This window comes from Methylobacterium sp. CM6257, from assembly GCF_054611515.1.
The window spans coordinates 1,506,235-1,531,072 of sequence record NZ_CM137735.1; the positions used below are offsets into that span (position 1 = coordinate 1,506,235).

29 protein-coding genes and 1 pseudogene are annotated in these 24,838 nt (G+C 64.3%); 10 read left to right on the top strand and 20 right to left on the bottom strand.

The features are described 5' to 3' along the window. The first annotated feature begins 134 nt into the window (after window positions 1–134). Both ACYCO6_RS07180 and ACYCO6_RS07185 read left to right on the top strand, forming a co-directional pair. Window positions 135–455, top strand: coding sequence for a hypothetical protein (locus ACYCO6_RS07180; RefSeq protein WP_459770604.1), 321 nt, complete (start codon window positions 135–137; stop codon window positions 453–455). 257 nt (window positions 456–712) lie between these two features. Continuing rightward, window positions 713–979 (top strand): hypothetical protein, encoded by a 267-nt coding sequence (locus ACYCO6_RS07185; RefSeq protein ID WP_459770607.1) that lies wholly within the window; start codon window positions 713–715, stop codon window positions 977–979. Between the two features lie 49 nt (window positions 980–1,028). Here the strand turns inward: ACYCO6_RS07185 and ACYCO6_RS07190 are convergent, their stop codons facing one another. The 6 genes from ACYCO6_RS07190 to ACYCO6_RS07215 form a co-directional block, all read right to left on the bottom strand. Continuing rightward, window positions 1,029–2,381 (bottom strand): LLM class flavin-dependent oxidoreductase, encoded by a 1,353-nt coding sequence (locus tag ACYCO6_RS07190; protein ID WP_459770610.1) that lies wholly within the window; start codon window positions 2,379–2,381, stop codon window positions 1,029–1,031. A gap of 19 nt (window positions 2,382–2,400) precedes the next feature. After that, window positions 2,401–2,925 carry a cupin domain-containing protein gene (locus ACYCO6_RS07195; protein ID WP_459770612.1) on the bottom strand — a complete coding sequence of 175 codons (525 nt, stop codon included), beginning with the start codon at window positions 2,923–2,925 and terminating at the stop codon, window positions 2,401–2,403. A gap of 121 nt (window positions 2,926–3,046) precedes the next feature. Beyond that, window positions 3,047–5,266: an aldehyde oxidoreductase molybdenum-binding subunit PaoC gene (gene paoC, locus ACYCO6_RS07200; RefSeq protein ID WP_459770614.1), complete on the bottom strand. Its 2,220-nt coding sequence runs from the start codon at window positions 5,264–5,266 to the stop codon at window positions 3,047–3,049. A 3-nt stretch (window positions 5,267–5,269) separates the two neighbouring features. Continuing rightward, a complete protein-coding gene (locus ACYCO6_RS07205; protein WP_459770616.1) occupies window positions 5,270–6,220 on the bottom strand; it encodes an FAD binding domain-containing protein in 951 nt (316 codons plus the stop codon). Beyond that, on the bottom strand, window positions 6,217–6,825 hold the full coding sequence (paoA, locus tag ACYCO6_RS07210) for an aldehyde dehydrogenase iron-sulfur subunit PaoA (RefSeq protein WP_459770618.1): 609 nt from the start codon (window positions 6,823–6,825) through the stop codon (window positions 6,217–6,219). Before paoA ends, ACYCO6_RS07205 begins: the two co-directional genes overlap by 4 nt. A 625-nt stretch (window positions 6,826–7,450) precedes the next feature. Continuing rightward, window positions 7,451–7,888 (bottom strand): hypothetical protein, encoded by a 438-nt coding sequence (locus tag ACYCO6_RS07215; protein WP_459770620.1) that lies wholly within the window; start codon window positions 7,886–7,888, stop codon window positions 7,451–7,453. A 674-nt stretch (window positions 7,889–8,562) separates the two neighbouring features. Here ACYCO6_RS07215 and ACYCO6_RS07220 point away from each other — a divergent pair. Further along, entirely contained in the window at window positions 8,563–8,775 is a 213-nt protein-coding gene (locus ACYCO6_RS07220) for a hypothetical protein (protein ID WP_459770622.1), read from the top strand. A 29-nt stretch (window positions 8,776–8,804) separates the two neighbouring features. Here ACYCO6_RS07220 and ACYCO6_RS07225 read toward each other — a convergent pair whose 3' ends face one another. After that, window positions 8,805–9,110, bottom strand: a complete 306-nt coding sequence (locus ACYCO6_RS07225; protein WP_459770625.1) for a hypothetical protein — start codon at window positions 9,108–9,110, stop codon at window positions 8,805–8,807. A 686-nt stretch (window positions 9,111–9,796) separates the two neighbouring features. Here ACYCO6_RS07225 and ACYCO6_RS07230 point away from each other — a divergent pair. Then, window positions 9,797–9,988 (top strand): hypothetical protein, encoded by a 192-nt coding sequence (locus ACYCO6_RS07230; RefSeq protein WP_459770628.1) that lies wholly within the window; start codon window positions 9,797–9,799, stop codon window positions 9,986–9,988. 14 nt (window positions 9,989–10,002) lie between these two features. Here ACYCO6_RS07230 and ACYCO6_RS07235 read toward each other — a convergent pair whose 3' ends face one another. From ACYCO6_RS07235 to ACYCO6_RS07245, 3 genes are all read right to left on the bottom strand, one after another. After that, entirely contained in the window at window positions 10,003–10,287 is a 285-nt protein-coding gene (locus tag ACYCO6_RS07235; protein ID WP_459770630.1) for a hypothetical protein, read from the bottom strand. A 747-nt stretch (window positions 10,288–11,034) separates the two neighbouring features. Continuing rightward, window positions 11,035–11,271, bottom strand: a complete 237-nt coding sequence (locus tag ACYCO6_RS07240) for a hypothetical protein (RefSeq protein WP_459770632.1) — start codon at window positions 11,269–11,271, stop codon at window positions 11,035–11,037. Between the two features lie 206 nt (window positions 11,272–11,477). Then, entirely contained in the window at window positions 11,478–11,699 is a 222-nt protein-coding gene (locus tag ACYCO6_RS07245) for a hypothetical protein (protein ID WP_459770634.1), read from the bottom strand. A 353-nt stretch (window positions 11,700–12,052) separates the two neighbouring features. Here ACYCO6_RS07245 and ACYCO6_RS07250 point away from each other — a divergent pair, with 353 nt between their 5' ends. Further along, a complete protein-coding gene (locus ACYCO6_RS07250) occupies window positions 12,053–12,271 on the top strand; it encodes a hypothetical protein (RefSeq protein WP_459770635.1) in 219 nt (72 codons plus the stop codon). A 223-nt stretch (window positions 12,272–12,494) separates the two neighbouring features. Here ACYCO6_RS07250 and ACYCO6_RS07255 read toward each other — a convergent pair whose 3' ends face one another. Beyond that, window positions 12,495–12,785 (bottom strand): hypothetical protein, encoded by a 291-nt coding sequence (locus ACYCO6_RS07255; RefSeq protein WP_459770638.1) that lies wholly within the window; start codon window positions 12,783–12,785, stop codon window positions 12,495–12,497. Window positions 12,786–13,527: 742 nt separating this feature from the next. Between ACYCO6_RS07255 and ACYCO6_RS07260 the strand changes: the two genes are divergently transcribed. Then, window positions 13,528–13,755: a DUF6894 family protein gene (locus tag ACYCO6_RS07260; RefSeq protein WP_459770639.1), complete on the top strand. Its 228-nt coding sequence runs from the start codon at window positions 13,528–13,530 to the stop codon at window positions 13,753–13,755. Window positions 13,756–14,071: 316 nt separating this feature from the next. On the opposite strand, the gene ACYCO6_RS07265 is transcribed toward ACYCO6_RS07260, so the two are convergent. Next, on the bottom strand, window positions 14,072–14,434 hold the full coding sequence (locus ACYCO6_RS07265; RefSeq protein ID WP_459770641.1) for a phasin family protein: 363 nt from the start codon (window positions 14,432–14,434) through the stop codon (window positions 14,072–14,074). Window positions 14,435–14,790: 356 nt separating this feature from the next. Between ACYCO6_RS07265 and ACYCO6_RS07270 the strand changes: the two genes are divergently transcribed. After that, window positions 14,791–15,222, top strand: a complete 432-nt coding sequence (locus ACYCO6_RS07270; protein WP_459770643.1) for a hypothetical protein — start codon at window positions 14,791–14,793, stop codon at window positions 15,220–15,222. A gap of 114 nt (window positions 15,223–15,336) precedes the next feature. Beyond that, window positions 15,337–15,552 carry a hypothetical protein gene (locus tag ACYCO6_RS07275; RefSeq protein ID WP_459770644.1) on the top strand — a complete coding sequence of 72 codons (216 nt, stop codon included), beginning with the start codon at window positions 15,337–15,339 and terminating at the stop codon, window positions 15,550–15,552. A 173-nt stretch (window positions 15,553–15,725) separates the two neighbouring features. Here ACYCO6_RS07275 and ACYCO6_RS07280 read toward each other — a convergent pair whose 3' ends face one another. The 4 genes and pseudogenes from ACYCO6_RS07280 to ACYCO6_RS07295 form a co-directional block, all read right to left on the bottom strand. Beyond that, window positions 15,726–16,160, bottom strand: a complete 435-nt coding sequence (locus tag ACYCO6_RS07280; RefSeq protein WP_459770645.1) for a hypothetical protein — start codon at window positions 16,158–16,160, stop codon at window positions 15,726–15,728. Window positions 16,161–16,443: 283 nt separating this feature from the next. Beyond that, window positions 16,444–16,701 (bottom strand): hypothetical protein, encoded by a 258-nt coding sequence (locus tag ACYCO6_RS07285; protein ID WP_459770647.1) that lies wholly within the window; start codon window positions 16,699–16,701, stop codon window positions 16,444–16,446. Window positions 16,702–16,819: 118 nt separating this feature from the next. Further along, window positions 16,820–17,536, bottom strand: coding sequence for a Crp/Fnr family transcriptional regulator (locus ACYCO6_RS07290; protein WP_459770649.1), 717 nt, complete (start codon window positions 17,534–17,536; stop codon window positions 16,820–16,822). A 280-nt stretch (window positions 17,537–17,816) separates the two neighbouring features. Continuing rightward, a pseudogene (locus ACYCO6_RS07295) lies at window positions 17,817–18,294 on the bottom strand (hypothetical protein); the annotation flags it as partial. A 181-nt stretch (window positions 18,295–18,475) separates the two neighbouring features. On the opposite strand from ACYCO6_RS07295, the gene ACYCO6_RS07300 reads away from it, so the two are divergent. Continuing rightward, on the top strand, window positions 18,476–18,718 hold the full coding sequence (locus tag ACYCO6_RS07300; RefSeq protein ID WP_459770651.1) for a hypothetical protein: 243 nt from the start codon (window positions 18,476–18,478) through the stop codon (window positions 18,716–18,718). Between the two features lie 435 nt (window positions 18,719–19,153). On the opposite strand, the gene ACYCO6_RS07305 is transcribed toward ACYCO6_RS07300, so the two are convergent. The 3 genes from ACYCO6_RS07305 to ACYCO6_RS07315 form a co-directional block, all read right to left on the bottom strand. After that, entirely contained in the window at window positions 19,154–19,390 is a 237-nt protein-coding gene (locus ACYCO6_RS07305; protein WP_459770653.1) for a hypothetical protein, read from the bottom strand. A gap of 935 nt (window positions 19,391–20,325) precedes the next feature. Continuing rightward, window positions 20,326–21,339 carry a hypothetical protein gene (locus ACYCO6_RS07310; protein ID WP_459770655.1) on the bottom strand — a complete coding sequence of 338 codons (1,014 nt, stop codon included), beginning with the start codon at window positions 21,337–21,339 and terminating at the stop codon, window positions 20,326–20,328. Between the two features lie 717 nt (window positions 21,340–22,056). Further along, on the bottom strand, window positions 22,057–22,230 hold the full coding sequence (locus ACYCO6_RS07315) for a CsbD family protein (protein ID WP_459770657.1): 174 nt from the start codon (window positions 22,228–22,230) through the stop codon (window positions 22,057–22,059). Between the two features lie 489 nt (window positions 22,231–22,719). Here ACYCO6_RS07315 and ACYCO6_RS07320 point away from each other — a divergent pair, with 489 nt between their 5' ends. Continuing rightward, window positions 22,720–23,385 carry a DedA family protein gene (locus ACYCO6_RS07320; RefSeq protein ID WP_459770659.1) on the top strand — a complete coding sequence of 222 codons (666 nt, stop codon included), beginning with the start codon at window positions 22,720–22,722 and terminating at the stop codon, window positions 23,383–23,385. Between the two features lie 404 nt (window positions 23,386–23,789). Here the strand turns inward: ACYCO6_RS07320 and ACYCO6_RS07325 are convergent, their stop codons facing one another. Further along, entirely contained in the window at window positions 23,790–24,041 is a 252-nt protein-coding gene (locus ACYCO6_RS07325) for a NepR family anti-sigma factor (RefSeq protein ID WP_459770662.1), read from the bottom strand. Window positions 24,042–24,838: the final 797 nt, after the last annotated feature.

Sequence of the window (24,838 nt, forward strand, 5' to 3'; positions counted from 1 at the left end):
GCCGGCCGTGCCGCCGAGAGGTAAGACTCTCGGCGTCGACCGAATGGACGCGGGCGATGCCCCCTTTTCCCTACTTTCTGACGCGCGCTGGCTGCGGCACAGGGAGCGGATCCGGAGAGGGAGTCAGTGGGCCGATGGACGACGAAGTCGCAGACGGCAGTGACAGCGGCGATGAGAGTTGCGACGCTGCGCAGGAAGCGAACGGCATCGCGTTCCTGCTCGCGAGCGCGGCCTATCTCGCGCTCGCCGACGCCCATCTGCGGCGCGAGGGCCCGGGCGGCCTCGCCCTGATGGACGAGATCGAAGACCGCATCACCGAGGCCCTGCAGAGCTTCGTCGACGAGACATCCTACGAGGATGCGCGTCCGGATATACTCTTGCACGCGACTCGGAAGGTCCGCGCATTGCTCGAAGCGGGGCGCTCTCTCGCTCCGGAAGCTCGAACGATACAGTAACCTCTCTCGAAGCGAGCTGGCGTCAAGGTGCGGATCGTCCGAATGCTTCGGGCGCGCGCCCAACCCGACAAACCCGCGCGTCCTGGCTCGTGACCGGCAGGCCACAGGAGCAGCACTGACTGCCCTATGTTGTAATTTCGCGCGCCAATGGACAGAAAATCGGCCTAGTTCCCACTCTCTCGCAACGAATTTACAATCCTTTTCAGACGGTATATAGATCCATCGGTCTGGGGAGCGTGTTTGATCAGGAACACGCGATGACCGATATCATGCCGATCGCGGATGAAGCCGCGACACGCTTGGCCTTCAGCCTCATGCGAAGCGCCTATCTTGACCTCGCGCAAACTTTAGTTCGTATCGAGGCGGAGCCTGCGCGCGAATTGCTGCAAGCTGTCGAGAACAGAATTACCTATAGGCTCGGTTCTCTGGCGAACGACGGTCCGGAGGGCGCCCCGAAGGAGACGGCGCTGCAGGTTGCAGCCGGCCAGGTCCGGTCCGTGCTCCGCGAGGCGCAGGGACACTGAGGCTGGCCCTCTCGGACGGGTCCGTTCCGATGCTGCGGATGCGGGCCCGTCAACACGCTGCTCGGTCCGGGCGCTCGGGCGGGAAGAACCGGTTGGCCGGCCGTCTCAGGCCAAGGTGGTCGCGTAGCGTGGTGCCCGTGTAGGCGGTGCGGAACAAGCCGCGCCGCTGGAGTTCCGGCACCAGCAGGTCGACCACGTCGTCGAGACCCACTGGCACGAACGGGAACATCACGTTGAAGCCGTCGCAGGCGCGGCTCTCCAGCCACGCCTCCATTCGGTCGGCGACCTGGGCCGGCGTGCCGACCATCTGCAGCCCGCCATAGCCCCCGACCTTGCGGGCCAGCTCCCGCACCGTCGCGCCGGTGCGCCGGGCATAGTCGACGATCTGCGCCTGCCCGCTCTTGCTGGCATTGGTCTCGGGGATCTCGGGGAGGGGCGCGTCGAGGTCGAAGCCCGACGTGTCGATACCCAGCCGCACCGAGAGGTTGGCGAGCCCGCTATCGGGGTGGACGAGATCGTCGAGGCGCGCCTTCTTGGCCTGGGCCTCGGCCTCCGTCTCGCCCAGCACCACGAAGCACCCGGGCAGGATCTTCAAGTCGTCCGGGTCGCGCCCGGCCGCCGGCATGCGCCCCTTCACGTCTGCGTAGAAGGCCTGCGCCGCCTCCACGGTCGAGCCGGAGCAGAACACCATCTCGGCGGTCTCGGCGGCGATCTGCTTGCCGGCCTCGGAGGCGCCGGCCTGCACGATCACCGGCCAGCCCTGCACCGGCCGGGCGATGTTGAGCGGGCCTTTCACCTTCAGGAAGTCGCCCCGGTGGTCGAGGACGTGCATCTTCTCGGGCTCGAAGAACAGGCCGCACTCCGAATTCATCGTGAAAGCGTCGTCGGCCCAGGAATCCCAGAGGCCCGTCACCACGTCGAAGAACTCGCGCGCCCGGGCATAGCGGGTCGCATGATCGAGGTGCGCGTCGCGGCCGAAGTTCAGCGCCTCGTCCGGATTCCCTGAGGTGACGAGGTTCCAGCCGGCGCGGCCCTTCGAGATGTAGTCCAGCGAGGCGAACTTCCGGGCGATGTGATAGGGCTCGTTATAGGTTGTGGAGGCCGTGGCGATCAGCCCGATCCGCTCGGTCAACACGGCGAGCGCCGGCAGCAGGGTCAGCGGATCGAAGGAGGTGACGGTGGCCGAGCGCCGGAGCGCGGCCATCGGCATGTTCATCACGGCCAGATGGTCGGCCATGAAGAAGGCGTCGAACTTCGCCGCCTCCAGCCGCCGCGCGAAATGCGCCAGATGCTCGAAGTTGAAGTTGGCATCCGGGTAGCTGCCGGGATAACGCCACCACGCTGTATGGATCCCGACCGGGCGCATGAAGGCGCCGAGATGCAGTTGGCGGTCCCGGCTCATCGGCGATGTCTCCGGCGGCTCACGGGTGCTTGTGAATGGGATCGACCCAGTAGACGGTCTCGGGCCGTTCGGCGGCCTGAACGTCGGGCAGGTTGACCACCACGGCCTCGTTGTCGGAGCGCACCAGTACGCAATGCAGGGGCTCGTCCGTCGAGGCGTTGATCTCCTGATGGGGTACGAAGGGCGGCACGAAGATGAAATCGCCCGGGCCGGCCTCGGCGACGTATTCGAGCCGCTCGCCCCAGCGCATCCGGGCGCGGCCGGAGACGACGTAGATCACGCTCTCCAGTTCGCCGTGGTGATGGACGCCGGTCTTCGCATCGGGCTGGATCGCCACGGTGCCGGCCCAGATCTTCTGGGCGCCGACCCGGGCGGCGTTGATCGCCGCCTGACGGAACATTCCGGGCGTCTGCGCGGTGTTCGCGTCGAGCCGGTCCCCCGGGATCACCCGCACCCCGTCGTGCTTCCAGCGCTCGGTAGCGCCGTTGTGGTGATCGGCAGCCCCGGGGTCGTGGGCGTGGCCGTGATCGTCGCTGTCGTGCATGTCGTTGCCTCCGGTGCCATCATCGCATGATGGCCCGCGCTTGGGAAAAGCCGAGCTCAAGGACCGGTGGATTCTCGACGTCGGCGCGCACGAGAGAAGGTTCTAACAGGCGCATCGGCCTTCAGGCGGCGTCGGGCATTCGGTCGAGCAGCTTGTCGAGGGTGATGGGATAGTCCCGCACACGGATGCCGGTCGCGTTGTAGATCGCGTTCGCGACCGCCGCGCCGACGCCGCAGATCCCCAATTCGCCGACGCCCTTGGCCTTCATGGGCGAGGACATCGGATCAACCTCATCGAGGAAGATCACCTCCTGATGCGGGATGTCGGCGTGGACCGGTACCTCGTAGCCGGCAAGGTCGTGATTGGCGAAGAACCCGCGCTTCGTGTCGACGACCAGCTTCTCCATCAGGGCCGCCCCGGTGCCCATGACCATCCCGCCGATGACCTGGCTGCGGGCGGATTTCGGGTTGAGGATCCGACCGGCCGCGCAGACCGCCAGCATCCGCCGCACCCGCACCTCCGCGGTGTCGGCGTCGACCCCGACCTCGACGAAATGGGCGCCGAAGGTCGATTGCTGCTGCGCGTGGACGATCTTGCCGAACTCGATCGTTTCCTCGGCCACCAGCGCTCCGTCCGAGGCTGCCTGGGCGAGCGGGATGGCGCGATTGCCTGCCCGGACCTGCCCGTCCTCGAACACCGCGTCGGTGGCATTGAAGCCGAGCTTCTGCGCCACGGCCTCACGCAGCTTGACACAGGCCGCGTACACGCCCGCCGTCGAGGAGTTCGCCCCCCACTGCCCCCCGGAGCCCGCGGAGACCGGAAAGGAGGAATCCCCGAGCCGCACCACGACCCGGTCGAGGGGCACGCCCATCATCTCGGCGGCGGTCTGGGCGATGATCGTGTAGCTGCCGGTCCCGATGTCGGTCATGTCGGTCTCGACCGCGACCGTACCTGTGTCGTCCAGGCGCACCCGGGCGCCGGACTTCATCACCAGGTTGTTGCGAAACGCGGCGGCCATGCCGAGTCCGACGAGCCACTGCCCATTCCGGACCTGACCGGGCTCGGGGTTGCGCTTGGCCCAGTCGAACCGCTCCGCACCGAGCGTCAGGCAGCCGACGAGGTCGCGGTGCGAGAAGCGGCGGTCCGGCTGGTTCGGATCGACCTGGGTGTCGTTGCGGATGCGAAACTCCACCGGATCGAGTCCGAGCTTCTCGGCCATTTCGTCCATGGCGACTTCGAGGACTGCCAGACCCGGGGCCTCACCGGGCGCGCGCATGGCGTTGCCCTCGGGCAGGTCGAGGTGGGCGAGCTTCATGGCGGTCAGGCGGTTCGCCCCCGCGTAGAGGAACTTGGTCTGGTTCACCGCCGTCTCGGGATCGCCGTCGGGCAGGTTCCCGGAGGTGCTCTCGTGCGCGATGGCCGTGATCGCACCGTCCCGCGTCGCGCCGATGCGCACCCGCTGGATCGTGGCGGGCCGGTGCGTGGTGTTGTTGGCGATCAGGGGGCGCGTCAGCGCCACCTTCACGGGGCGCCCCGCCGCCTTCGAGGCCAGGGCCGCCAGCACCGCATCGGCGCGCACGAACAGCTTGCCGCCGAACCCGCCGCCGACGAAGGGCGAGTCGAGCCGGACCTTCTCCTTCGGCAGACCGAGGATCTTGGCGATGCTGCCGTGGCCCCAGCCGATCATCTGGTTGGAGGTCCAGAGCGTGACCCTGTCGCCCTCCCAGGCCGCCACGGTGGCGTGCGGCTCCATCATGGCGTGGCTCTCGTCGGCGGTCGTGTAGGTCGCGTCGAGCGTCACCGGCGCCTGCGCGAAGGCCGCCTCGAAGTCGCCGACGCGCTCCTCACCGTCGCCGCCGCTGCCCTCGCCGCTGTCGGCCGGGACAGGTTTAGCGGCCCTCGCTTCGGTCGCGAGGTCGAACTTGCCCGCCTCGGGCGTGCAATCGACCTTGACTAGGAAGGCCGCCGCCCGGGCTTGCTCGAAAGTCTCGGCCACCACCACGGCGATGGCCTGGTGATAGTGCTGGATCTCGTCGCCGCCGAACAGGTAGGCGGCGTTCATCACGCCGCGCTTCAGACGGGGCGTATCAAGGGTCGTGACGATGGCGACGACGCCGGGGGCCTGCCGGGCCGCCGCGGTGTCGATGCTGCGGATGCGCCCCTTCGCGATGCCGGCACCGAGCACGTAACCGTAGACCGCACCGCGCGCCGCGTCGTGGCGCTCGTAGGCGTAGGGCGCGGTGCCGGTCGTCTTGTACTTGCCGTCGATGCGGTCGGTGGCATGGCCCACGATCTTGAGCCGGTCGATCGGGTTCGGGCCGGCGGGGGTGTCGAACTTCATGGCTCAGGACCTCGCTAGATTGAGCACCGCGCCGAGGGTCCGCTCGGCGAGCTTCAGCTTGTAGGCGTTGTCGGCGGTGGGCCTGGCGTCGGCGAAGACCTGATCTGCCGCTGCCTTGGCGCCCTTCGGGAGATCGGCCTCGGCCGCCTCGACCCGCCACGGCTTGTGGGCAACGCCGCCGAAGGCGACGCGCCCGGTGCCGTCCTCGGCGATGATCGCGGCCACCGAGACCAGCGCGTAGGCGTAGGAGGCGCGGTCGCGGACCTTGCGGTAGATATGCGTGCCCGCTTTCGGCGCGGGCAGCGTCACCGCGGTGATGAGTTCGCCGGGCCTGAGGTTCGTGTCGCGCTGAGGCTCGTCGCCGGGCAGACGGTGGAACTCCGCGAGCGGGATCTTCCGCTCAGCGCCCTCGGCATCGACCGTCTCGACGGTGGCGTCGAGCACGCGCATGGCAACTGCCATGTCGCCCGGATGCGTGGCGATGCAGGCCTCGCTGCCGCCGATCACGGCGAGTTGGCGGCTCACGCCGTCCAGAGCCGAGCAGCCGGAGCCGGGCTGGCGCTTGTTGCAGGCCTGGGCCGTGTCGTAGAAATACGGGCAGCGCGTCCGCTGAAGCAGGTTGCCGGCGGTGGTCGCCTTGTTGCGCAGCTGGCCCGAGGCGCCCGCGAGCAGCGCCCGGGCCAGCACCCCGTACTCCTTGCGCACCCGCGGATGGGCCGCGAGGTCGGTGTTGCGCACGAGCGCGCCGATGCGCAGGCCGCCCTCTGCGGTCGGCTCGACCATGTCGAGGCCCAGGCCGTTCACGTCGACGAGGTGCCGCGGTGTCTCGATCTGCAGCTTCATCAGGTCGAGGAGATTCGTTCCGCCGGCGATGAATTTGGCATCGGGCGTGCGCGCGACGGAGGCCGCGGCCTGGGCCGGGGTGCTCGGGCGCTCGTAGGTGAAGGACCTCATGCCTGCCTCCGCGCGGCACGGTGCCCTGCGACCTCGGTCATCGCCTCGACGATGTTGGAATAGGCCCCGCAGCGGCAGATGTTGCCGCTCATCCGCTCGCGTATCTCGGCCTCGGTCATCTGGGGTGCAGCGGTGAGATCCGCGGTCACGTGGCTCGGGATGCCGGCCTCAATCTCCTCCAGCACCGCGACGCCCGAGCAGATCTGGCCTGGCGTGCAGTACCCGCACTGGTAGCCATCATGCTTCACGAAGGCGGCTTGCATCGGGTGCAGGTTGTCCGGCTGCCCAAGCCCTTCGATGGTCGTGATCTCGGCGCCTTGGTGCATGATCGCCAGCGTCAGGCAGGCGTTGATTCGCCGCCCGTCGACGATCATCGTGCAGGCGCCGCACTGACCGTGGTCGCATCCCTTCTTGGAACCGGTCAGGTGCAGGTGCTCGCGCGCCGCGTCGAGCAGGCTCGTCCGCGTGTCGAGTTCCAGGTCTCGGCGCTGACCGTTCACCGTGAAGGCGACCTTCGCGAGGACCGGCTCATCGGTCCGGGCCGCCGCGGCGCCCACGCGTGAAGGCGCGGCGGCCATGGCTGCCGCAGCGGATGCTCCCACCATCGAAACTCTCCGGTCAAGGTTAAGGTTTACAGGACGCTGCTTCGCGATCTTCGGCCCCCGGGTGGGAGATGGCCGACGCTGACCGGCTTCGAAGACGGAATGTCCGGGGGAAACACGGATGTCGCCGATAAGCTCCCGGGTGGTGAGCTATCCCGCCCACGGAGTGCGGGGCGGCCGCCCAGGCCCGCAGCACGTCATCGTGCGACACGTTGGACGCCTTGACGCAGAGATGATGCCGGTTTCATCGGCGCCTCGGGTCACGGCAAGCCAACCTCCGGGGTGTGACGGAAGCCCCGAGAAGCGACCTCCTGGGGTTGGGCCACATACCGGTAACTTTCGGCCGAGGAGACAACCCGCGTCGAGCGCGCGCTTTCCAAGCGGCCTGTTCTTATGGGAGTTGGAGCGACAGCGACCTCAAGCCGCCGGATCAGTACTCACGGGCGATCGTTCGCCTCTCGCGCGCCGCCGCAGAGGCTCGGCAGGGATGCATCGGGCAGAGGCCGGTGCGCAACGATGAGGACACGTTCCTGGTCGCGCCAGTCTCGATCGGCTTGTCCCGAGAGGTGTTCTGGGGCTTGAGCACAAGGCGGTTCGCAGCGCGAAGCCAAGCCGAACGTGCAGCGTGTCACTCTGCCGCAAAATTGGCGTTGCCGTTCCCGCGGTTGTCGCCCACGCCAAAGTTGCCGTTGCCGTTCGTCTCGTTTCCATTGCCGTTATTCGAACCGACATTGCCGTTGCCATTGTTGTTGCCGGAACCGCCGGTCGGGCCGAAGCTGAAGCCGCCGGTGTTGAGGGTATTGGCTCCGCTCGGCGCCGGGCCGGCCAACGGTGTGCCGAAGCTCAGGGGCGCGAACGGGACGAGACTCTGCCAGGCCGGGAAAACCCAATTGACGGGCGGCTCATAGGGTCGGATCCAGAGGCGGCCGGGTGTTATCGCTCGCGCGTCCGCCGGGCCAGGAGCCGCGGATGACGCTGTGAAGTCCTGGGCGAAACTGGGCGCAGGCATCAGGGCCGCGGCGGCCAGGGATGCGCCGCCCAGTAGGTGTCCGAGGTGATCGTTCATGGTGAGGCTCCCCCGATGCGCGCGCGTCGCGGCTCAGGCAGGCCCGAGCTCAGGCTGTCCGCACGTGCGGGGCACGCGACCGGTGACCTGCTCGGGCGCAGCGGATTAGACCCGCGCCGAGCGCGGTTTCCTCAATGGGCGCTCGGTCCAGTCTGCGGGACAGTCCCGCAACCGCATCAGGTTGGCTGGTTGATACGGATCGGCATAGTCACCAATTGGAACTAACCGAGATGGGTTACCTCATCGCCCCCGACGAAGATTGGTTTTCCATCCGAACGGATCTGCAACCGGGCATCATGTTCCGCGGCTCCGCGGCGATCTCGGCCTGCGCTCCTCGAACGACCCACCATCATCAGCGGGCCAAGTCGCTCCCGCATCCACCATCTGCGCCGAGGCGAAGCCCGGCGGCCTGCGCGCTACGGTAGAAAGACAAGGAGTCGCTTGAGGCCAAGCGAGGCTGCGAAGAATGGTAGCGAGGGAGGGTTTCGAACACCCGACGCAAGGATTGTGATCCAAACCCGAGCACGGCCAAGTCATCGATAGGGCAGGGGATGCCTCCGCTGTTCAACCGGCAACCCGCACCTCATCGTGTAAGATCGCCGCGAGCGCCCACAATCCCCTAGACCGCAGCGCCCGCATGATCGCGGACGCCGCCCTCACTCCTGCGATCCAGGATGCGGAGTAGCAGCAGGGCTGAGGTCAGCACGAGCACGCGCGACACGATCGGGGCCGCCGTTGCGGCGATCGCCAGCGCCGGGCAGGCCCAAGTTGTCCCGTCGATGGGCAACGCCCGCGCGATCCTGCCGCAGAAGCTGAAGGACGAGGTCATGGAGGACGCCGAGGAGGCGCTCAAGGCAGCCCTCGGAGTGGGAGAGCAGCTATCATAGCCACTCCCTGTCCCCACCCGGGTGCCGCGTCAGTGAACGCCGGGCGCCGCCTTGGACAGGGCGCGTCCTGCGTTCAACAGGGCGCCCAGCTTGTGCGCCGCCTCCAGCATGACATCGGCGCGTACGTCTCGGTGTCCGGGCTCCATCGCGTAGCGCCGCAACACGTCGCTCATCTCGGCCTCGACCTCGCTGATCAGACCCAAAGCGGCCGCTTCCTCCCGGCGCATGTAGGCTTCTGCCAGCTTCAGAAAGGCGTTGCTCGCGAGGATGAAGGCAACGCCGTTCGCCTCCTGAAAATCGTCGGACAGGCCGGCGTGGTCGCCGTCGTCGATCAAAGATTCGTAGTTCATCGGCCTGTCCTCCGCTTGACCCGGTCCGGTCAGTTTGGGCCGGCCCCGGCGCCGCGCGATGTCGGGAATTGGGCGCATCGCCCTGCCCACTCGAGCTACGCCAAACTAACGAGTCGCGGCCCGGAACACTGTGCTTCTCCTCACACTTGCGCCTTCTGCGCCGATCTGGTGGGCGGCCTTCGCCCACTTCGCGCCGCGCCCTTCTCGGCGAGCGGCGAGGGAGCGGCGGAATGAACGTGCCTCTCGCGCTCCAAAGATCTGCTGCTGCAACTCAGTTCGTGAAGACAACGCCTAACAGATGCTTAGTCTGGCGCGTGACACGGCACCGCTTGGTTATGCCGGTGCTTGCCACGGACAGGTGGAACTCGGTTGGCAAGCCTTCCGTCGCTTTAACCTCGATTAGGGCTCCGACTTCCGAGGAGTTGCGGACAAGGCAGTCGATCGGTGCGGCGCTCCTGTCCGTCATCAGTTCCCCCAGCCGGAAAATGTCTCGCCGCGGGGCCGCTCTGCGCTCTGTGGGCATGGCTGAACCAGATCAGATTAGACTCGAGCATTCTGCTTGGCGCCGGTTAACAATCCGGCCGATGACTGATTTCGGATTTTAGAGCGAGCATCGGCAAGTGAATTTGCCCCTCAGCCGGCAATCCAAGCCGCGGAGTAGCAGTATGGCCGTGTCCAGCCCTATCAAACGCGAGATGATCGAGGCGGCCACCGGGGCGAACGCCGATGGCCGAGCCGGCCGACAGCGCGCCCTGCCGCTCAGCAGCCTCCTCGTGACCCTGCTGCCGAAGCTGAGGGCCGAAGTCCCGGAGGATGCCGAGGGGGTGCCGGAGGCAGCCACCGCGACGGAAGAGCAGCCGTGATCCGCCCCGTCCCGCTACGCGCTGCCCTCGACGTGACACGAGCCCCGCGATGCCCGCACGACTGTGCACACGCGCCGCGCAGCCTCGTGCAGGACCGGGCTGCCAGCCATGTCGGGCCGGTCGGCCTCGAATCCTTCGAGGGTGGCGACAAGCCGCTCCTCGAGTTCGAGCAGCAAGGCATTGCCGCGCTGGGGGTCGGAGCCGCGAATGGCGACCGCCAGCTCGCGGAAGGCGGAACTCAGCAGCATGAAGGTTACAACGCCGGCCTCAGCCTCGAAAACGACATCGCGGTTAGCCATGGGCGGCCTCGCTGGTTCGTCCGACAGAAATCTGAACTCGCAAGGCGCCTCGGACGGGCGATCGTCCGTTGTGAAATCAATCACGCGCGCGTCTGGTTTCCCGCGGGTCAACCTGCCGCAGGAGCGGGTCTGTGGCCGCCGCGCTCCTCCTGCCCGCACTCGCGCCCCTCACGCTGATCTGGTGGGTAGCCTTCGCCCGCCTCCCGCCGCTCTCGGCTGCCACAAAGGCCATCGGCCTGATCAACCCCGACGAGAACCTGCAACCGACCTCTGCTCCATCCTCGCCGAGATCGCGCGGACCGCTTTCGCGCACAAGGCTGCTCATGGGTGAGCACAGAGCCATCACGAGCGGCGGCGCGACGGCTTCCCTAACACTCCGCAGGCCAAAGCTTTAAGAACGTCATCGTTCTCGCAGAAAGGTCATGCAGAACGCGAAGAAAATAGCCGCTGAAAACGCCCACTCTTTAATAAAGAACCCGTTGATCTTATCTCGTGCCATAGGGTCATATTTAGAACCAAATGCGCCGACAAGGAAAAATAGGGCGGAGCCCGCTAGCAGCAACCACCTTGCCTTGGGCATATATGGCACTCTTATCTATAAAAACCGACTTTGGATACTATAGAAATAACTCAGCAACAGATCAAGATTGCTTAACCAGAGGCGCTCTTGACGGCGCTTCCGTCGCGACCCGAGGCGCCCGCGGCTGAGCCTTCCTCCAGCAAGCGGACAAGGCTATGCGGGGGCCTTCACATCGTCGGATGCGGCGGCGGCTGAATCCACGGGTGGACGGCCTCGTGCTGCCAGGCAGGATGACGCGCATCCAGACTTCCATGCTGGCCGACGTACAAGGTTGCGAGGAACCCAAGCAGCAGAAGCAAGGCCAAGGTGACGGCGTCGGGATGCCGGCGCGCGCTGTGGATGCTGACGCAGCCCAACGTGAAGACGGCTGCAAGGATCATGGGGGTGAGCGTGATGCGCGACATCAGAGATACCGCCGGGCAGGTCCAAGCCGTCACCCCTTGCTCAGGACACCCTTCGGTGTCGGCGAGAGGCTACTGGGAGTAGACGTCCGAGACCGGCGAAACATCCTCACCTGGGCTTGCAGCCGCTCCCCCCCCCGACCGACCCGCTCGACATCGCGCGTGGAGGCGGCATGAGCGCCGTCATCACCTGGGGATTCAGCCTCGCCTCAAGGCTGCGGCCGCGCGTCGATCAAATCGCCGGCGCGCAGCGGCTGGAAGAGGGCCACACTCGCCGCCATCGTAAGCGTCAGTACGGTCAAGATGATCAGCAGTTCGGTGCGGCGGCTCGGATCATGCCGCGTGCGCCGAATGCCAACGGCTCCCGCAGTGATTACGAACGTGATGGTCAGCCCCAGAGCTACCATCGGCGGGGTGAGAACGTCAGGCATCAGGGCCGATCTCCTCGCCGCGCCCGGATCGGGCTTCACGGCAAGTATGGACGTGTGTGGGAGTTCCGCGTGTTTCCTGTCTGTCCGGAAGGAGACGCGCATCGCGACACGCGGACTAAGCCTCTTCCGCCGCCAGCGGTGGGTGGCCAAGCCATGCGTACCGCCACCCCCGCCACTCGCGAATTGTTCGGCGTGCGGATTGCCGACGCGATCGCCAGTTCGGCCAACCTATCCCGCCGCGGTGCCTATTGCTTCACGCTCGTCCGCACGTGGTTGAGCAAGGGCGAACACGTCTGCTTCATCGGCCTCACCCGAGCACGACGGATCATCGGCAGGACGATTCGTGGCTCGGATTGGCAAAAGCACCGAGGTGGCCGCCGCTCAAACCCGGTACGCTTGGCAGCCTCATCGCCGCCTACCGTGCGTACGCGGCGCCCACCGATCTCGCGCCGCAGACCCGCCCCGACTACCGGAAGGCCCTCGACGCGCGAGAGGACAGCGACAAAACCGATCTGGAGCGCTTCACGCGCTCGTTCGTCGCGAAGATCCGGGATCGCGTGGCCGAGTGGTAAGGCTGGCGCTCCGGGAACTCCGCGAAGGCGGCCCTCTCGCTGCCGTTCACCTGTGCGCGGCCGGGGCAACAGGGCTGGACTGGTCCGCTTGGTCGAGAACCGCCCGAGCTTCACTCAAATCGGCGGAGGCGCCCCTCACAGATGAGTCCTGTCGCAGCCGACATCAGGCGAAGGACGGGACGCCCGTAGGCGCCCCATATTCATACCGGCCCTATAGCTACCCTCAATAGCCATAAGGGTCGTAATAGCCATAGGCCGGAGCGGGAGCGTAGTAGCGCGGCGCCTGAGAGGCAGCGATCGCTCCCCCGATGATGCCGAGAGCAGCACCTGCTGCCAACGCGCCGCCCACACCAGGGCCCCGCCGGTGGCCGTAATGGCGGTATCCACCCCGGTAACCGTAGCCACCGTGATAGCCATAGCCCCCACGGTAGCCCGGGCGAGCTTCGGCGGATGGGGCGATGAGAACAGAGCCCGCGAGAGCGGCTGCGAGCGCCGCATAAGCCAGCCTCTTCATATTCACTCCTGTGAGGTTCGCGAAGACCTGATATCACGGCTACGCTGAACTGGCACTGAACCTCACGAGCGTCCCATCGAGTGAGTTCGTCGATACGCGTAAGAAGCCGCTCGTTAGCCGAGACATCACGAAAGGGAAGGGCGGAAACAGCCGGAGCGTTCCTTCCCGGCTTGCAACGGCTCCATAGGCAGGTTCCACAAAGGATCCGGCGATGAACCGGACGCGAGGGCTCTGCGTGAGCCCAAACGGCGTCCGATGGCTTTCGGTGCACGACGAAGCCAAGGGCTGCCCGTTCGTTCAGCACGAGGCGGCCCCCGGATCCGGCCGCCCGTCGGCCGAGATCGAACTCGGCTCTCTTCTGGTTGCCGGCGGAGGTAGACCAGAGCACCTGGAGCTACCCCGCTCGATCGCGACGCTCGCCAAAGCGGCTCCCCTCGCAGAGCAGGACTCCGACCAAGCGGAACCCGCAGCGCCCTTCCATTCAAGATGGGTTTCGGCCGGCAATGTAGGCTGAAAAGCAGCGCTCAGGTGTTGCCGCGCAGCGCGCCGAGATCGTGGGTCGCAGATACGCCACCGTAGAGCAGCGAACCTCCGGCCGCTCAGCCAAGGTTGCACGATGTTTCCACGTGCCGCGGGTTCGACACGATATTTTGCAAATGTTAATGGAACCCCGGCTCATCCGAGGTACGAACGTGATCGTGAGGCGCCCGAGAGCGCTCCGTTCGGGAGGCAACGTCGCGCAATGGCAAAGTTCTATTTCGACCTGTATCGCGATGGAGAAAAGGTCGTCGACAAAGAAGGAATGCAATTTGAGAACATCGGCTTTGCATATCGCAAGGCCAAGCAGATGGTTGAGGTTCTGCTACAAGAGCAGGCGCGCGGTAGGTATCCCGTCTGTTCTTCGTGGGTTGAGGTCCAGTACTCAGACCGGTCCGTCATATTCAAAGTGCCAGTTGCCGCTGCAGCCTGAAAAATCTTTGGTCGACTTGTCGTTCAGGTAAGGACTTGAGCGACAAACTTTTGTGATCAGGTGTTGTATACGCGGCACCGGATCGCAATCCGGTGTACCCCACGGCATCCAGGAGCGGCCTCCACAGCCCGGCATCCGTTCGCGACCGGCGGCCGCGACTCCTGCACGGGTTCGTCCCAGTCGAGAGCGACCAAAGGCGGGCTTGAGGCAGCGGGCGCCGCCCACCTTCATACTCCATCCTGTCGCGACATTAACCATTTCACAGGTCATGAACGCCCTCTGCACCTGAGGTGCAGAGGGCGATGTCCCGCATCGATCAAGCCGCCTTGGTAGGCTGAGCCGTGCTCGCGAGCTCCTTGGCTTGGCTCTGCAGCGCAGCGAACTGCGTGCGGACATATTCAGATTGGAGCTGCAGCGCATCCTGCAGATTGTTGGCTCGAACCAGCTTCTGCGCGAGATCGAAGGTGCTGGCGAGGTTCTGCTCGAAGAACTCGAGACCACGCACATAGGCGACGCTGATAGGCAGCTCTGCAGTCTTCGTCTGCGCCTGAGCGCTCTCCATCGCCTTGCGAGCGTTTTGCACGAAGGTAATGAATGCGGAGCGCGACTGCTCGACGCCTTTCTCCGCAAAATCGCGCATCTCGGTCGAGATCTCGAAACTTGGCTGGGTGACGCTCATGATAGCCCTCGAAACTCAACAACGCCGGATTGATTTGTGCGGCGCTACGGCCTAATGCTGCATCGCAAATCTGACGTCAAGCAGGACAGCAGGAATATTCCGTATTTCCGGCAGTTTTGCCGATCATTTCCCGACGTCTTGAGCCCTCGGCCCGGATTTCTCATCCGATACGCGAGGACCATTCTAACGGCGCGATTATCTGGTGCGCGCCTTAATTGAGTCTGAACCCCCGATTAACATTTGATAATAGCCTCTCGGGTCAGGGCTCTATGCAGATATGCTTGCCAATTGTACTTTAGTATGAAATGAGAGCTGAGGCCAAACGCGGCGCCGTGGTCGCGGATGGGGGGCGTCAAATGTTCATCGATGAATACGAGCTCTCGCCGCCTGACCGCGGCTGGAACTACGAACCCGCGCGCGCTCAGCTGCTCCAGACGTTCTCGGCTCCCTTGTATACCACTGATGCCGAAGGATGGCTGACCTACTACAATGATGCAGCTGCCGAACTGTGGGGCCGTCGCCCAGTCATCGGCGAGGAACGTTGGTGCGGTTCTTGGCGCATCTACGACACTGACGGAACGCCAATAACGCGTGAGCACTGGCCGCTTGCGCTTGCATTCCAGCAAGGTTGTGCGGTGCGTGGCCTGCAAATTTTCCTTGAACAGCCTGACAATACACGAATTCCGGTCATGCCGCATCCGACGCCGCTGCGGGACAACGCTGGGAAGATCGTGGCTGGCTCGAACATCCTTGTAAAAGTGAAGCAACTGTCGGTTTTGGGCGCTTGATCCGCTTGCTCACTGGATGCCGTCCGAACGGAACCGACTCGGTTCCGGCGGTGACCATGCCCACCATCTATCGAGCCAAGGGCGACAAGATCAGCGAAGCAGTGTGAGGTTTAGATGAAGGACGAGCACGATACAGCGGCGGCGCGGGAGTTTGTGGAGATCCTCACGCGTCGCGCTCAGCGAAGCGGGGTTAGCCCTGGTCGGGCACTGAACCAGCACCGCCAGAATCTGGCTTCACTCGCAAAACTGACTTCCGTCGTCCGCCTACAAGCCGTTCTATCGGAGCTGGACAGCCAGACGGCAAAGCTCGAGCTGGAGCGTAATTCGTAGACGGAGATCGCAGCACGATTTCTCTGCGCCCGACTTCCTCCGATGCTGATTGTCTTCCCTGAATCTGCGGCCCTAGAAATCTTTGCAGAGACGCGGCCCGCGTCACGGAGCGCCGATGAGGACGGCGACGGCGTCGGCGCTTTGTTGTTTGCCAGCCAAGGCCAAGATTTTCGCTATGTGGCCTCCCCGAGTTGGAGGGCTACGTCGCGGAATTCATGTCTGGCAGATGGGTGGCCCGCAACCACCGTTCGGCTCGGTTGTTGTCCAAGCCGCACGCCGGGTCCCACACCGATCTTGATGTCTAAACGCCCAAAGAGATCGGGGCGAACCCGATATTCACCCAGTTCCTCCGGCCGCGCGGGCTTGGCTGGGGCGCAGCAACAGCCGTTATGGTGCCGAGCGGCGACCAGATCGTGGTCGATGTTGAGCGAGTTTACGATCGCGGCCCTGTCCCGGCCTAGGTGGTCGCGCGACTCGATCCCCTGCGTCCGCATCTTGCCCGCGCCGCAACCCTCTCCGCGCGCCTGCGCCTCCAAGCGGTACAGGTCGCCGTCGACGTGCTTGAACTCATCGGGCTGCCAGCGGCCGTTCTGGGCCGCCAGGGACAAGCATTCGCGATGAATCAGGGCTGCCAGTCGATGTTGCGTACGACAACGCGCGGCGGGCCCCGCCTCGGCTTTGTAAAGGCAACAGCTGACCGCCGATTGAACCGGCGCTTTAACCTCCTGGGTCCGACGCGCCGGTGGCGGATCACCTCGCGAGGCTTGCTTGAGGCGGAAGCCGCAACCGCCATCATGTGCCGGTGCAGGTTCTGCCGCGAAGTGGCAGACGCTAACCCGGCAAGAGCACTCTCGTTCTGCTCAAAGCGTTGGATTCGAGTCCGATCCGAGCCTATTCGCGTCTCATTCGGCTGGTGAGCCAAGCGCTCGCGGCCTCCAGTGTGTCGAAGTGAACAGACAATGGGCGAGCTTCACAAGCTCCGAATCCTGCCTCGAGACACCAATAGCCCGCTCTGCCGTCTGAGCCATGCAACTCATCGCTCAGGCGCACCAGCACGGCGACGAGCTTACCGTTCGCAAAAGCAAGACGCCCTTCGGTGTCAGCGCACTGGGTCCCAATCTGCACCGATTGCAGCGTGATCTCCACCATCGCGCACCTCAGTCGAGTAACTGCTTACCGCCAAGCCACTCCCGTCCTGCTCTCGCAAGATCGACCAGTTCCATATGCCTCCGCAGGGCGTCAAAGCTACAAGTCATCCGAGGCTACTTCAGGGTCCGTAGCCGTCGAAACACAGGTAGCCTGGGTCGAACTCGGCAAACTCTTTCAGAGCCTTTACGTCTGAGATTGTCACCCGATGCTTGGTCCAAGTGATCAGACCGCTCCCACGCAGCGCTTGTACGATGCGATTGATGTGAACGCCAGAGACCCCAAGCGCGTCAGCCATATCGCTTTGACAGATTGGCAGCTCAAAGCTTTGCTCATCCGCCAGCCCGATCACCTGCAAGCAGACCAGCAACTCGCAAAGCACATGGGCCAAGCGCTGTTCGGCCGGACGCGCGTCGTTGACGATCCACTCTCGCGCCCTGCTCAACTCTCGCAACGTAACCCACCACATCGCCCGGCTGACGGTGGGATATAAGTCGATCAGTTCAACCAATTTGGAGCGGGAGATATTGGCAACGGAGCACTGCGACAGAGTTCCAATCCTCAGATCGCGTCCAAAGGCACCGGTGTCGTGCATATAACAGAGGTCGCCCGGCAAAACAAAAGAGACAATCCGGCGGGTGCCGCTTTGCAGCGTTTTATAGCGGCAGGCGAAGCCGCTTGCGACAAGATAAACCCGTTCCGTGTTGCCGCTCGAGGCGATGTCAGTTCGGGCAGGCGCGACACTGCGGCTGGTGGTCAGGGCTTGCAGCTTGGCCTTCTCTTCGTCTGACAATTTACCAGCACGCTCAAGCTTTTGCAGGAACGGGTCACCAACCACAAAATCGCCCCTTTACGCACTGCCCTTCAGAAGGACTATATTCATTGTAATTCGCAGCCTATCACCGATCGAATGCTGTGGCTCGTTCAATATACGTAAATCAGGATTGTGCATAGAGCATGCTGAGAGCGGCTTAGGCGGCGAACTGGCGAGGAGTATCCATAGCCAGTGCTCGCGGAGCAGATCGGCATCTTCACGAGACTGGAATGGCTGGCGCGTGTCCGCCGGCGCATCGCTGTAGGCGATGATCGGTCGGAGTGACGGGTCGGCGCGCACGACCTCAGCGGCGGCCGCGTGCTGGTACGGCCCTTCGTGCTAGGGGCACCAGAACCCAACCGAGCCGCGTAAGCAGGAAGCGGACCAACTCGGCTGCAAACTGCTCGGCAAACCGCTCGGACTGCCGCGACAGTCCTGGGGCTGCCCCGAGCACCTGGGACACCGCTGCCCCGGTCTCCTCGACTGCGCCCGCCACACCGGCGATGTGGGCGATCCTCCCACCGATGCCTCGTGCTGCCTTGGCGACGTTGCGCACGATCTCCTGTGTAGTCGCGCCCTGCTGCTCCACAGCCGCCACGATGCTCGCCGCAATTCCGCCGGTCTCCTGGATGCGCGCACTGATGGAGCTGATCGCTATCAGGCCTGCCCCGTCGAGCCGTTGATCCGGGTGATCTGGCCTGAGATCTCGCTCGTCGCACACGCGGTTTGCCCGCCAATGCCTCCACCCCGGCGGCCACGGCGGCAGAACCCTTGCCCTTCTCGCGGAGCAGAACCCGCATCTCTACGTGAAGGGCGCCAAGCCGGTTGGCCGCCGGTTACCCGATTTCGGCGTCATGCTACGTAGAAACCCGCATTGTTGCCACACTGTTGCTGAAGCTTGGCCATACGTTCCGCGATGAGCGGGCGTGATGTGTCTCAATCCCCCCGCAACCAGGAGTGCTAATGCTGGTCAACCACGAGCGCCGCCTTCTCAACAAAGCTGCCGAGGCCTCCGATTATCGGATCTCGATCCGCAAGAAGCCGGACAACTCCTGGCCCAGCGATCACAGTCGGCTCACCGCCCTTGAGAGCGTCGGTCGTCTGAAACAGGTTGGCGACCACGGAATCAGCATTCCCTGTGTCACTCGGCAGATCACCTCCACCGGCCTGACGCAGCTTCAGGCTCTCACGGGCGGAGGTGAGTGATGGCATCAGTCAAGATCCGCGCAGTCGACGACGGCACCTTCGTCGTTTATCGCGACGGTGAGGTCGTAGCGTCTGGACTGACGCGTGACCAAGCCGAGCAATGTGCCTCGGTACTTGGTTGGATCGCGCGAGCCGCCTAGAAGAGCCGCGCAACAGAGGCGCAAACGGCACACGGGAGAGGCGGACGCCGTTCGGCGATGCTCATCTTTTCTGCCAGACTCGTTGGCGGGTTTCGACGGTCCCGCTGACCTTCTATGCTCGCCCCGACGCTCTTCTCCGTCTTCGGACTGACGGGCGGGCATGGAAGATTGTGCACACGGCCGAGCAAAAGGGGTTTGCGCCAGAACCGGCGATAGCTGCTCAGCAGGCTGGCTCTTCGCCCCCGATCGGTTCGCGATGGCATCGGAGCGACCGACAGGGCCGGCTGGATAAGCGTTACGGTCGCTCGCCGCTGTCGAGTTCGCAGGCGCCGTGCATCTTGTGCGCGATAGCGGTCATGGCGTCATCGAGGGTGGCGTGCAGCGGTACAATCCCGACAAGCGCCCCCTTCGCCGCGATGACGAAGGACCCGTTGGGTCTGTAATGATAGATCGCGCCAAGGGACCGGCCGAGCCTGTCCGCCAAGGTCCAGCAGGTGCCGGCCGATCCGGCGGATTTGACGACGACGTCCATGGCGCATCTGAACGTCTAGATAATGGTCCTGGCCGATCTTTGTTGCGCGATGCGTCACGGGGCTTGGCACAGGAGCGGGCCGGCCCAGTGCCGCCCGGCACGCCGGCGGAGAGCGCCTGGCTCAGGCGAGTGAATGTCGGAGGGCACGTGGATGGCGAAGATCGAGGGGCCGCACCCGGGATCAGACCCGACCTCTGGGCCGGAATATGGCCGACATATTGTACGCCTGGAACGATGTTGAAGCCCCTCTTCGTCTCATCGCGTAGATCACGATATTTTGTCAGCGCCGTTTTTCACGGGCACTCCAACGGCCAGCGGAGCAGGCACCGGCACAGTGCCCACGGCACGCGAATGCGGCATGGCTGACCGCATCGATCTGCAGACACCAGCATCCACCCGCCAGGCTGCAGGCGTATGCTCTTCACAACAGGAGGACATCGTGGCCTACAGAAGCAATATTCTCGAAAGGCAATCGGACCGTCGCCAGCCGACTTTGGCCCTGCAGTCTGGAAGCGGCGACAGCCCACGCTCTCGCACAATATCCGTTGCAGCACACACGGAACGGGGCGACGTCCGTGACCGTCGTCGACGCCAGAACCGGGGCCGCCCTCTTCCAGTTCGCGGACACCGACATGGGCTCGAGGGAGCGCCGCAGGATCTCGTTGGGCCTTCCTCCGCGAGGGGTCAGAGACACCTCTTCGAGCTCGGACCCGATCACCCGCTGATGCGAAGAAAGCGGCAATCGGCGGGTGGATCAGGACCGCGCAACGTAGAACCGGGCCTCCCGTCAGTAGGCGCGCGAACTGGCTCCGCAGCTCCCAAGCTGCCCAGCCGCGCAAGTCACGACTGCTGAGCCGCCCTCCCGAAGGAGAACGGCCCATTGTTACTGGGCGCGGTCTGACAGCGCGCCTAATGCCTCTCGCGTCAGTAGCGTCCTACTCCGCAAACGCAGCGTTGCGGATACCGGCGCGGCGCTCGACCGTACCGGTGGTCACCTCCGTCTCCGGATGCAGCACCGCCTCTCGACTGGTGACCGTGTGCGGGCGCAACACGGTGCGGTTGCTCACGACCGTCCGTGGCCGGATCACCGCGCGGTGCTCCACCACGGTTCGGGGTCGCAGCACGGTTCGGTTCTCGGTGATCGTGCGCGGCTGAAGCACAGTCTCGTTCTCCACGACTGTGCGCGGCCGCATCACCGTGCGCGCCTCCGTGATTGTCCGCGGACGGGCAACCTCTTGAGTTTCCGTCACCGTCTCAGGCCGCATCACGGTCTGCATCTCGGTGACAGTGCGAGGACGTTCCACGGTCTGTGTTTCCGTGATGGTGCGCGGGCGTTGAACGGTCTGCATCTCCGTGACGGTCTGGGGCCGCATCACCGTCTGGGTCTCGGTCACGGTGCGAGGCTGCGCCACGAGTTCAGTCGTCTCCACCTTCTCAGGCCGGAACGCGACGTAGGGGACCATGACCGTGTGCGATCGCGTGACCGGGGCAAGCTCGGTGATCGTGCGGCTGACCGGGATCTGCGCAGGTCGCAACTCGGTGCGGGTTACCGGCACCTGCTCCGGCTGCATCACGGTGCGCGTGACGGGCACCTGCTGGCGCTCGACGACGGTACGCTGAACCGGCACCTGCTCGGGCCGCATCACCGTGCGGGTGACTGGAACCTGTTCGCGTTCGACGACCGTGCGCTGAACCGGCACCTGTTCCGGCTGCATCACGGTGCGGGCACGCTGGACGGTGACCGGTGTCTCGACCATACGCTGTGTCGGCACGGTGACGGGCTGCAACTCGGTCCGGGCGACCGGGACATCAACCTCCTCCGGAACGGTCGCAGCGGTCCGTTCGATTTCGGGACGCAGAACCGTTCGCTTCCGCTCGATGATCCCTCGCCGCATGACCGTGCGGGCGCGTCGAACGGTCTTCCACTCGATCACGTCATCGTTCCCCATGTCGTCTCCGCACGGGAGGTCGCCTTGAAGGGCTGCGAGGCTGCCCTCTGGGGCGCAGCCCAGAGGAGCGGCTTGGGCGGGCGAGGTTGCTGTCGCGAGCGACGAGCCAAGTACAAATACAGCAACAGAAGTCAGCAACGCAGCTTTGACCATACCTTTCCTCCCAAGTTGCAGCAAGAGTGGCGCGCTGAACGCCCACCCCCCGAACGACGTCGAGGGAAAAGCGGTTCCAACAGCTAAGGTTTGCTTTATTCAAGGCACGATAATGCTGCCGGCGGCGAATCGGCTGGTCACATCATCGCCCTGCAGTGAAGATGTTCTGAAACGTATACGCAATCAGCCGCAGGAGAGAAATTCCGTGTTCAGCGGCTAAAGGTACGGTCGTTTCGAACGCGGAGCGCATGCATCAGGCCGCCTCCCTCAGCATTTCGGCTGAGAACGGGAGCCGGGCTCTCCCTGCTCGCCGATCCGTACGCCGAGAAGGTTCAGGATGCGCCGCCCGCACTGATTGGAGGAACGCCGATTGCGCTGGTTCCGCTTCGGTTCAACGGATCAGGGCGGCGATGCAAGCCGAGGCCGAGCAGATCGCCGCCTTGCCGTAAGAGATGGCCCGTAGGAAATCCCCTGGGGCCACCATGCGGTCAAGGCTACGAACTGCAAAGTACCGACATGGCAGTCGGTCGCACTCGCACGATATTCGAGTGAGGATAGCGGAGGCTACTTGCCTCTGAGAGTATCCTTGATGCCGCCGACCGCGTTCTGGACCTTACCCTTGACCTGATCCATCACCCCTTCGCTGCGCAACTTGTCATCGCCGGTCACCTTGCCGGCACCTTCCTTGATCTTACCGCCTATGTTCGTGGCAGAGCCTTCGACACGATCCTTATCCATGGGTTCCTCCGAACAAACCAGGAAGCTTGATCTTGCCATCGGGAAACGAAGGCGGGTCGAAAACCGTTCCAACCTTGGTGGAGGAACGAGAGTGACGATGCTTCCGTTTCTCAAGCTCTGAATTCTGGAGGTGAACCATGAAATGCATTGCGCTCGTGATCGCGGCAACGACGCTCATGGGCTCGGCCGCGCTGGCTGCTGAGGGGGGCGCGGCAGTCGGAGCCGCAACCGGCGCGGCTGTCGGCGCAGGGGTTGGGCATGCGGCAACCGGACCAGTTCGCGATACCGTTGTCGAGCGCCGAGGCGGCTGCTCGCACACAACCGTGCACAAGGAAAATGATGCCGGCGATTCGAAGACTGTGCACCGGGAGAACTGCGACTGACCCTCTCTTCCGCGTCACTCACCAGCGTTCATAGATTTTGGGGTCTGTGAGCCGGTAGCGACGCCCCTTGAGTTTACAGGCTCTCGTTTCAGGCGGCTGTGCGGGTATGCTAGAGCTTATCCTTGGCGATCTGTCCGGCCTGATCGCTGCGCACGGCCTCTGGATCGTGGCGCTGGTGATCGGCCTGGAAAGCATGGGCTTGCCGCTTCCCGGTGAGACCTGCCTCGTCACAGCATCCGTCTACGCGGGCGCAACTGGCAATCTGTCGCTGCTTGCGGTTATTGCAGCAGCGACAGCCGGAGCTGTGATCGGCGACAGCCTCGGCTTCTGGACTGGCCGCAGCGTAGGCCAGCAAACTCTGATCCGGCACGGTCCGCGCATCGGTCTCACGCCCGAGAAGATCAAGCTTGGTCGCTACCTCTTCCTGCGCCACGGCGGCAAGGTCGTATTCCTGGGCCGGTTCGTGGCAGTGCTTCGCGTGCTCGCAGCACTGCTGGCCGGCGCGAACCAGATGTCGTGGCCGCGCTTCTTCCTGTTCAACGCCACGGGTGGCGTTGTCTGGGCTACCGTGTTTGCGTGCGGAGCCTACTTCTTCGGCTCACAGGTCGAGGTCTTTACTGGACCGGTGGGCATCATCCTGCTGGTCTTCTCTGCTGCCGGCTTGATATGGCTGGTGGTGTTGACGCGCAGACACGAAGCGAAGTGGGTGGAAGCGGCTGAACAAGCACTTCCCGGTCCGGTTCTTCCTGGTAGAGGGGACCGGGCCGCCTGACGGCGACCCATATAGCCCGGCGTGAACAGCCGTAGCGGTCACCTCTCACACCGGGGCCGCCGGTAGGAGCTTAGCCCAGGCCACAACCCCGACGGGTCGTGGCGCGGCTTGCTCCGTAGCGTCCAGCTATACACCCGACCACTGCGCCTATGACGCCGTGGTGATTGGCGAGGTAATGACCGGCGCCCCACCGATGATGGCTCTTTTGATGCAGCCCTGCGCCTCGCCCGGGCCGACCCCGACCGGTATCACAGCCGTCATCGCCGCCGCCGCTGTAAGAATGTTCATCTGACGCTTCGCACAAGTTGGCGAACCGCCCGACAAACCCGTGTCCATCTCCGTTCCCCTGATGGCGCGATGTGCCGGCGTGTCAAATCAACTGGGCAGAACCATTTGGCGACGAATTACGTACGTCTGGTCGGATCCGGTCGTGCAGCCTTCTGATGATCGCTCCTCAGGTCCGTACCACTGACGTCCGCGCCACCGTCGCTGATCTGCGCCAGCAACCGGCCAAATTCGGACGGAAGAGGCTCTTCAACCGTGCCGCTGTAGACCTCGCGCAGCCCCTCACTGAGGCAGGCATTAAGCAGAGCAGAATCCAAGCTGCTATCCAAGGCTAAACCGATGCTCCAATCGCCACCCGTCACGACCCGCATACCAACTTCCCCGATATCAATCCCAAATCGGACGCGCCTTTCGACGCTGCCCCACAACAGACCTATAGAACTGACCCGACAGATCAGCCGTTTCAGCTTGGCATTAACATAAGATAGATTGCGCAATATCTGTTTGCGCGCTTGCCAGGGCTAGCGTCGGCGTTGAGCCGGGTTCATTAGACTGGATCACCCCTGTTCGAGGCATCACTACGCGACTGGAACTGCATGCCGCCGATCCGCGTTGCAGCCCCAATCCGAACAGCAAAGGTGAGCGGTATGGGCAGCAATGAAGGATTGCGCGTGGGCGGCAACGGGCCCAGCCTTATTCAGGCAAGCCTCGGGTTCACGTTATCGCTGATAACGCTGGTAGGCTGCGTCGTCGGGCTCGGGATGGTCGCCTAACCGGCAGAGGCCGAGAACCAACCGCCCCGCTTCTCACAGTCTGAGCGCTCATGAGGCTGTCGTCTGACCCAATCGCAGGTCTGCTCATCGGGCAACGATCAAGCCTGCGTCCTTCAGCGCGAGCGGCCGGGCCCTCGACGGCGGAACCGTCCGGAGGGGCTTGCCGTTCGTTGCTCCCAGTCCCGGCGAGCGAAGGCGTCCATATTTATGAACAACGGACACGACCGAAAGGCCCGTATCGCAGAATTGGCCAAGTTCCTCGATCCGGAGGCTTTCAAGTACGAGCCCACTGGGCCGCTCTTCCATAGGCGAGAGGCCGCTTTGGAGAAGGCCCGGAATCGGATCGAACCCGGAGCGCAAACATCGGCAGCAAAGAATCAAGCTGTCCGATAGGT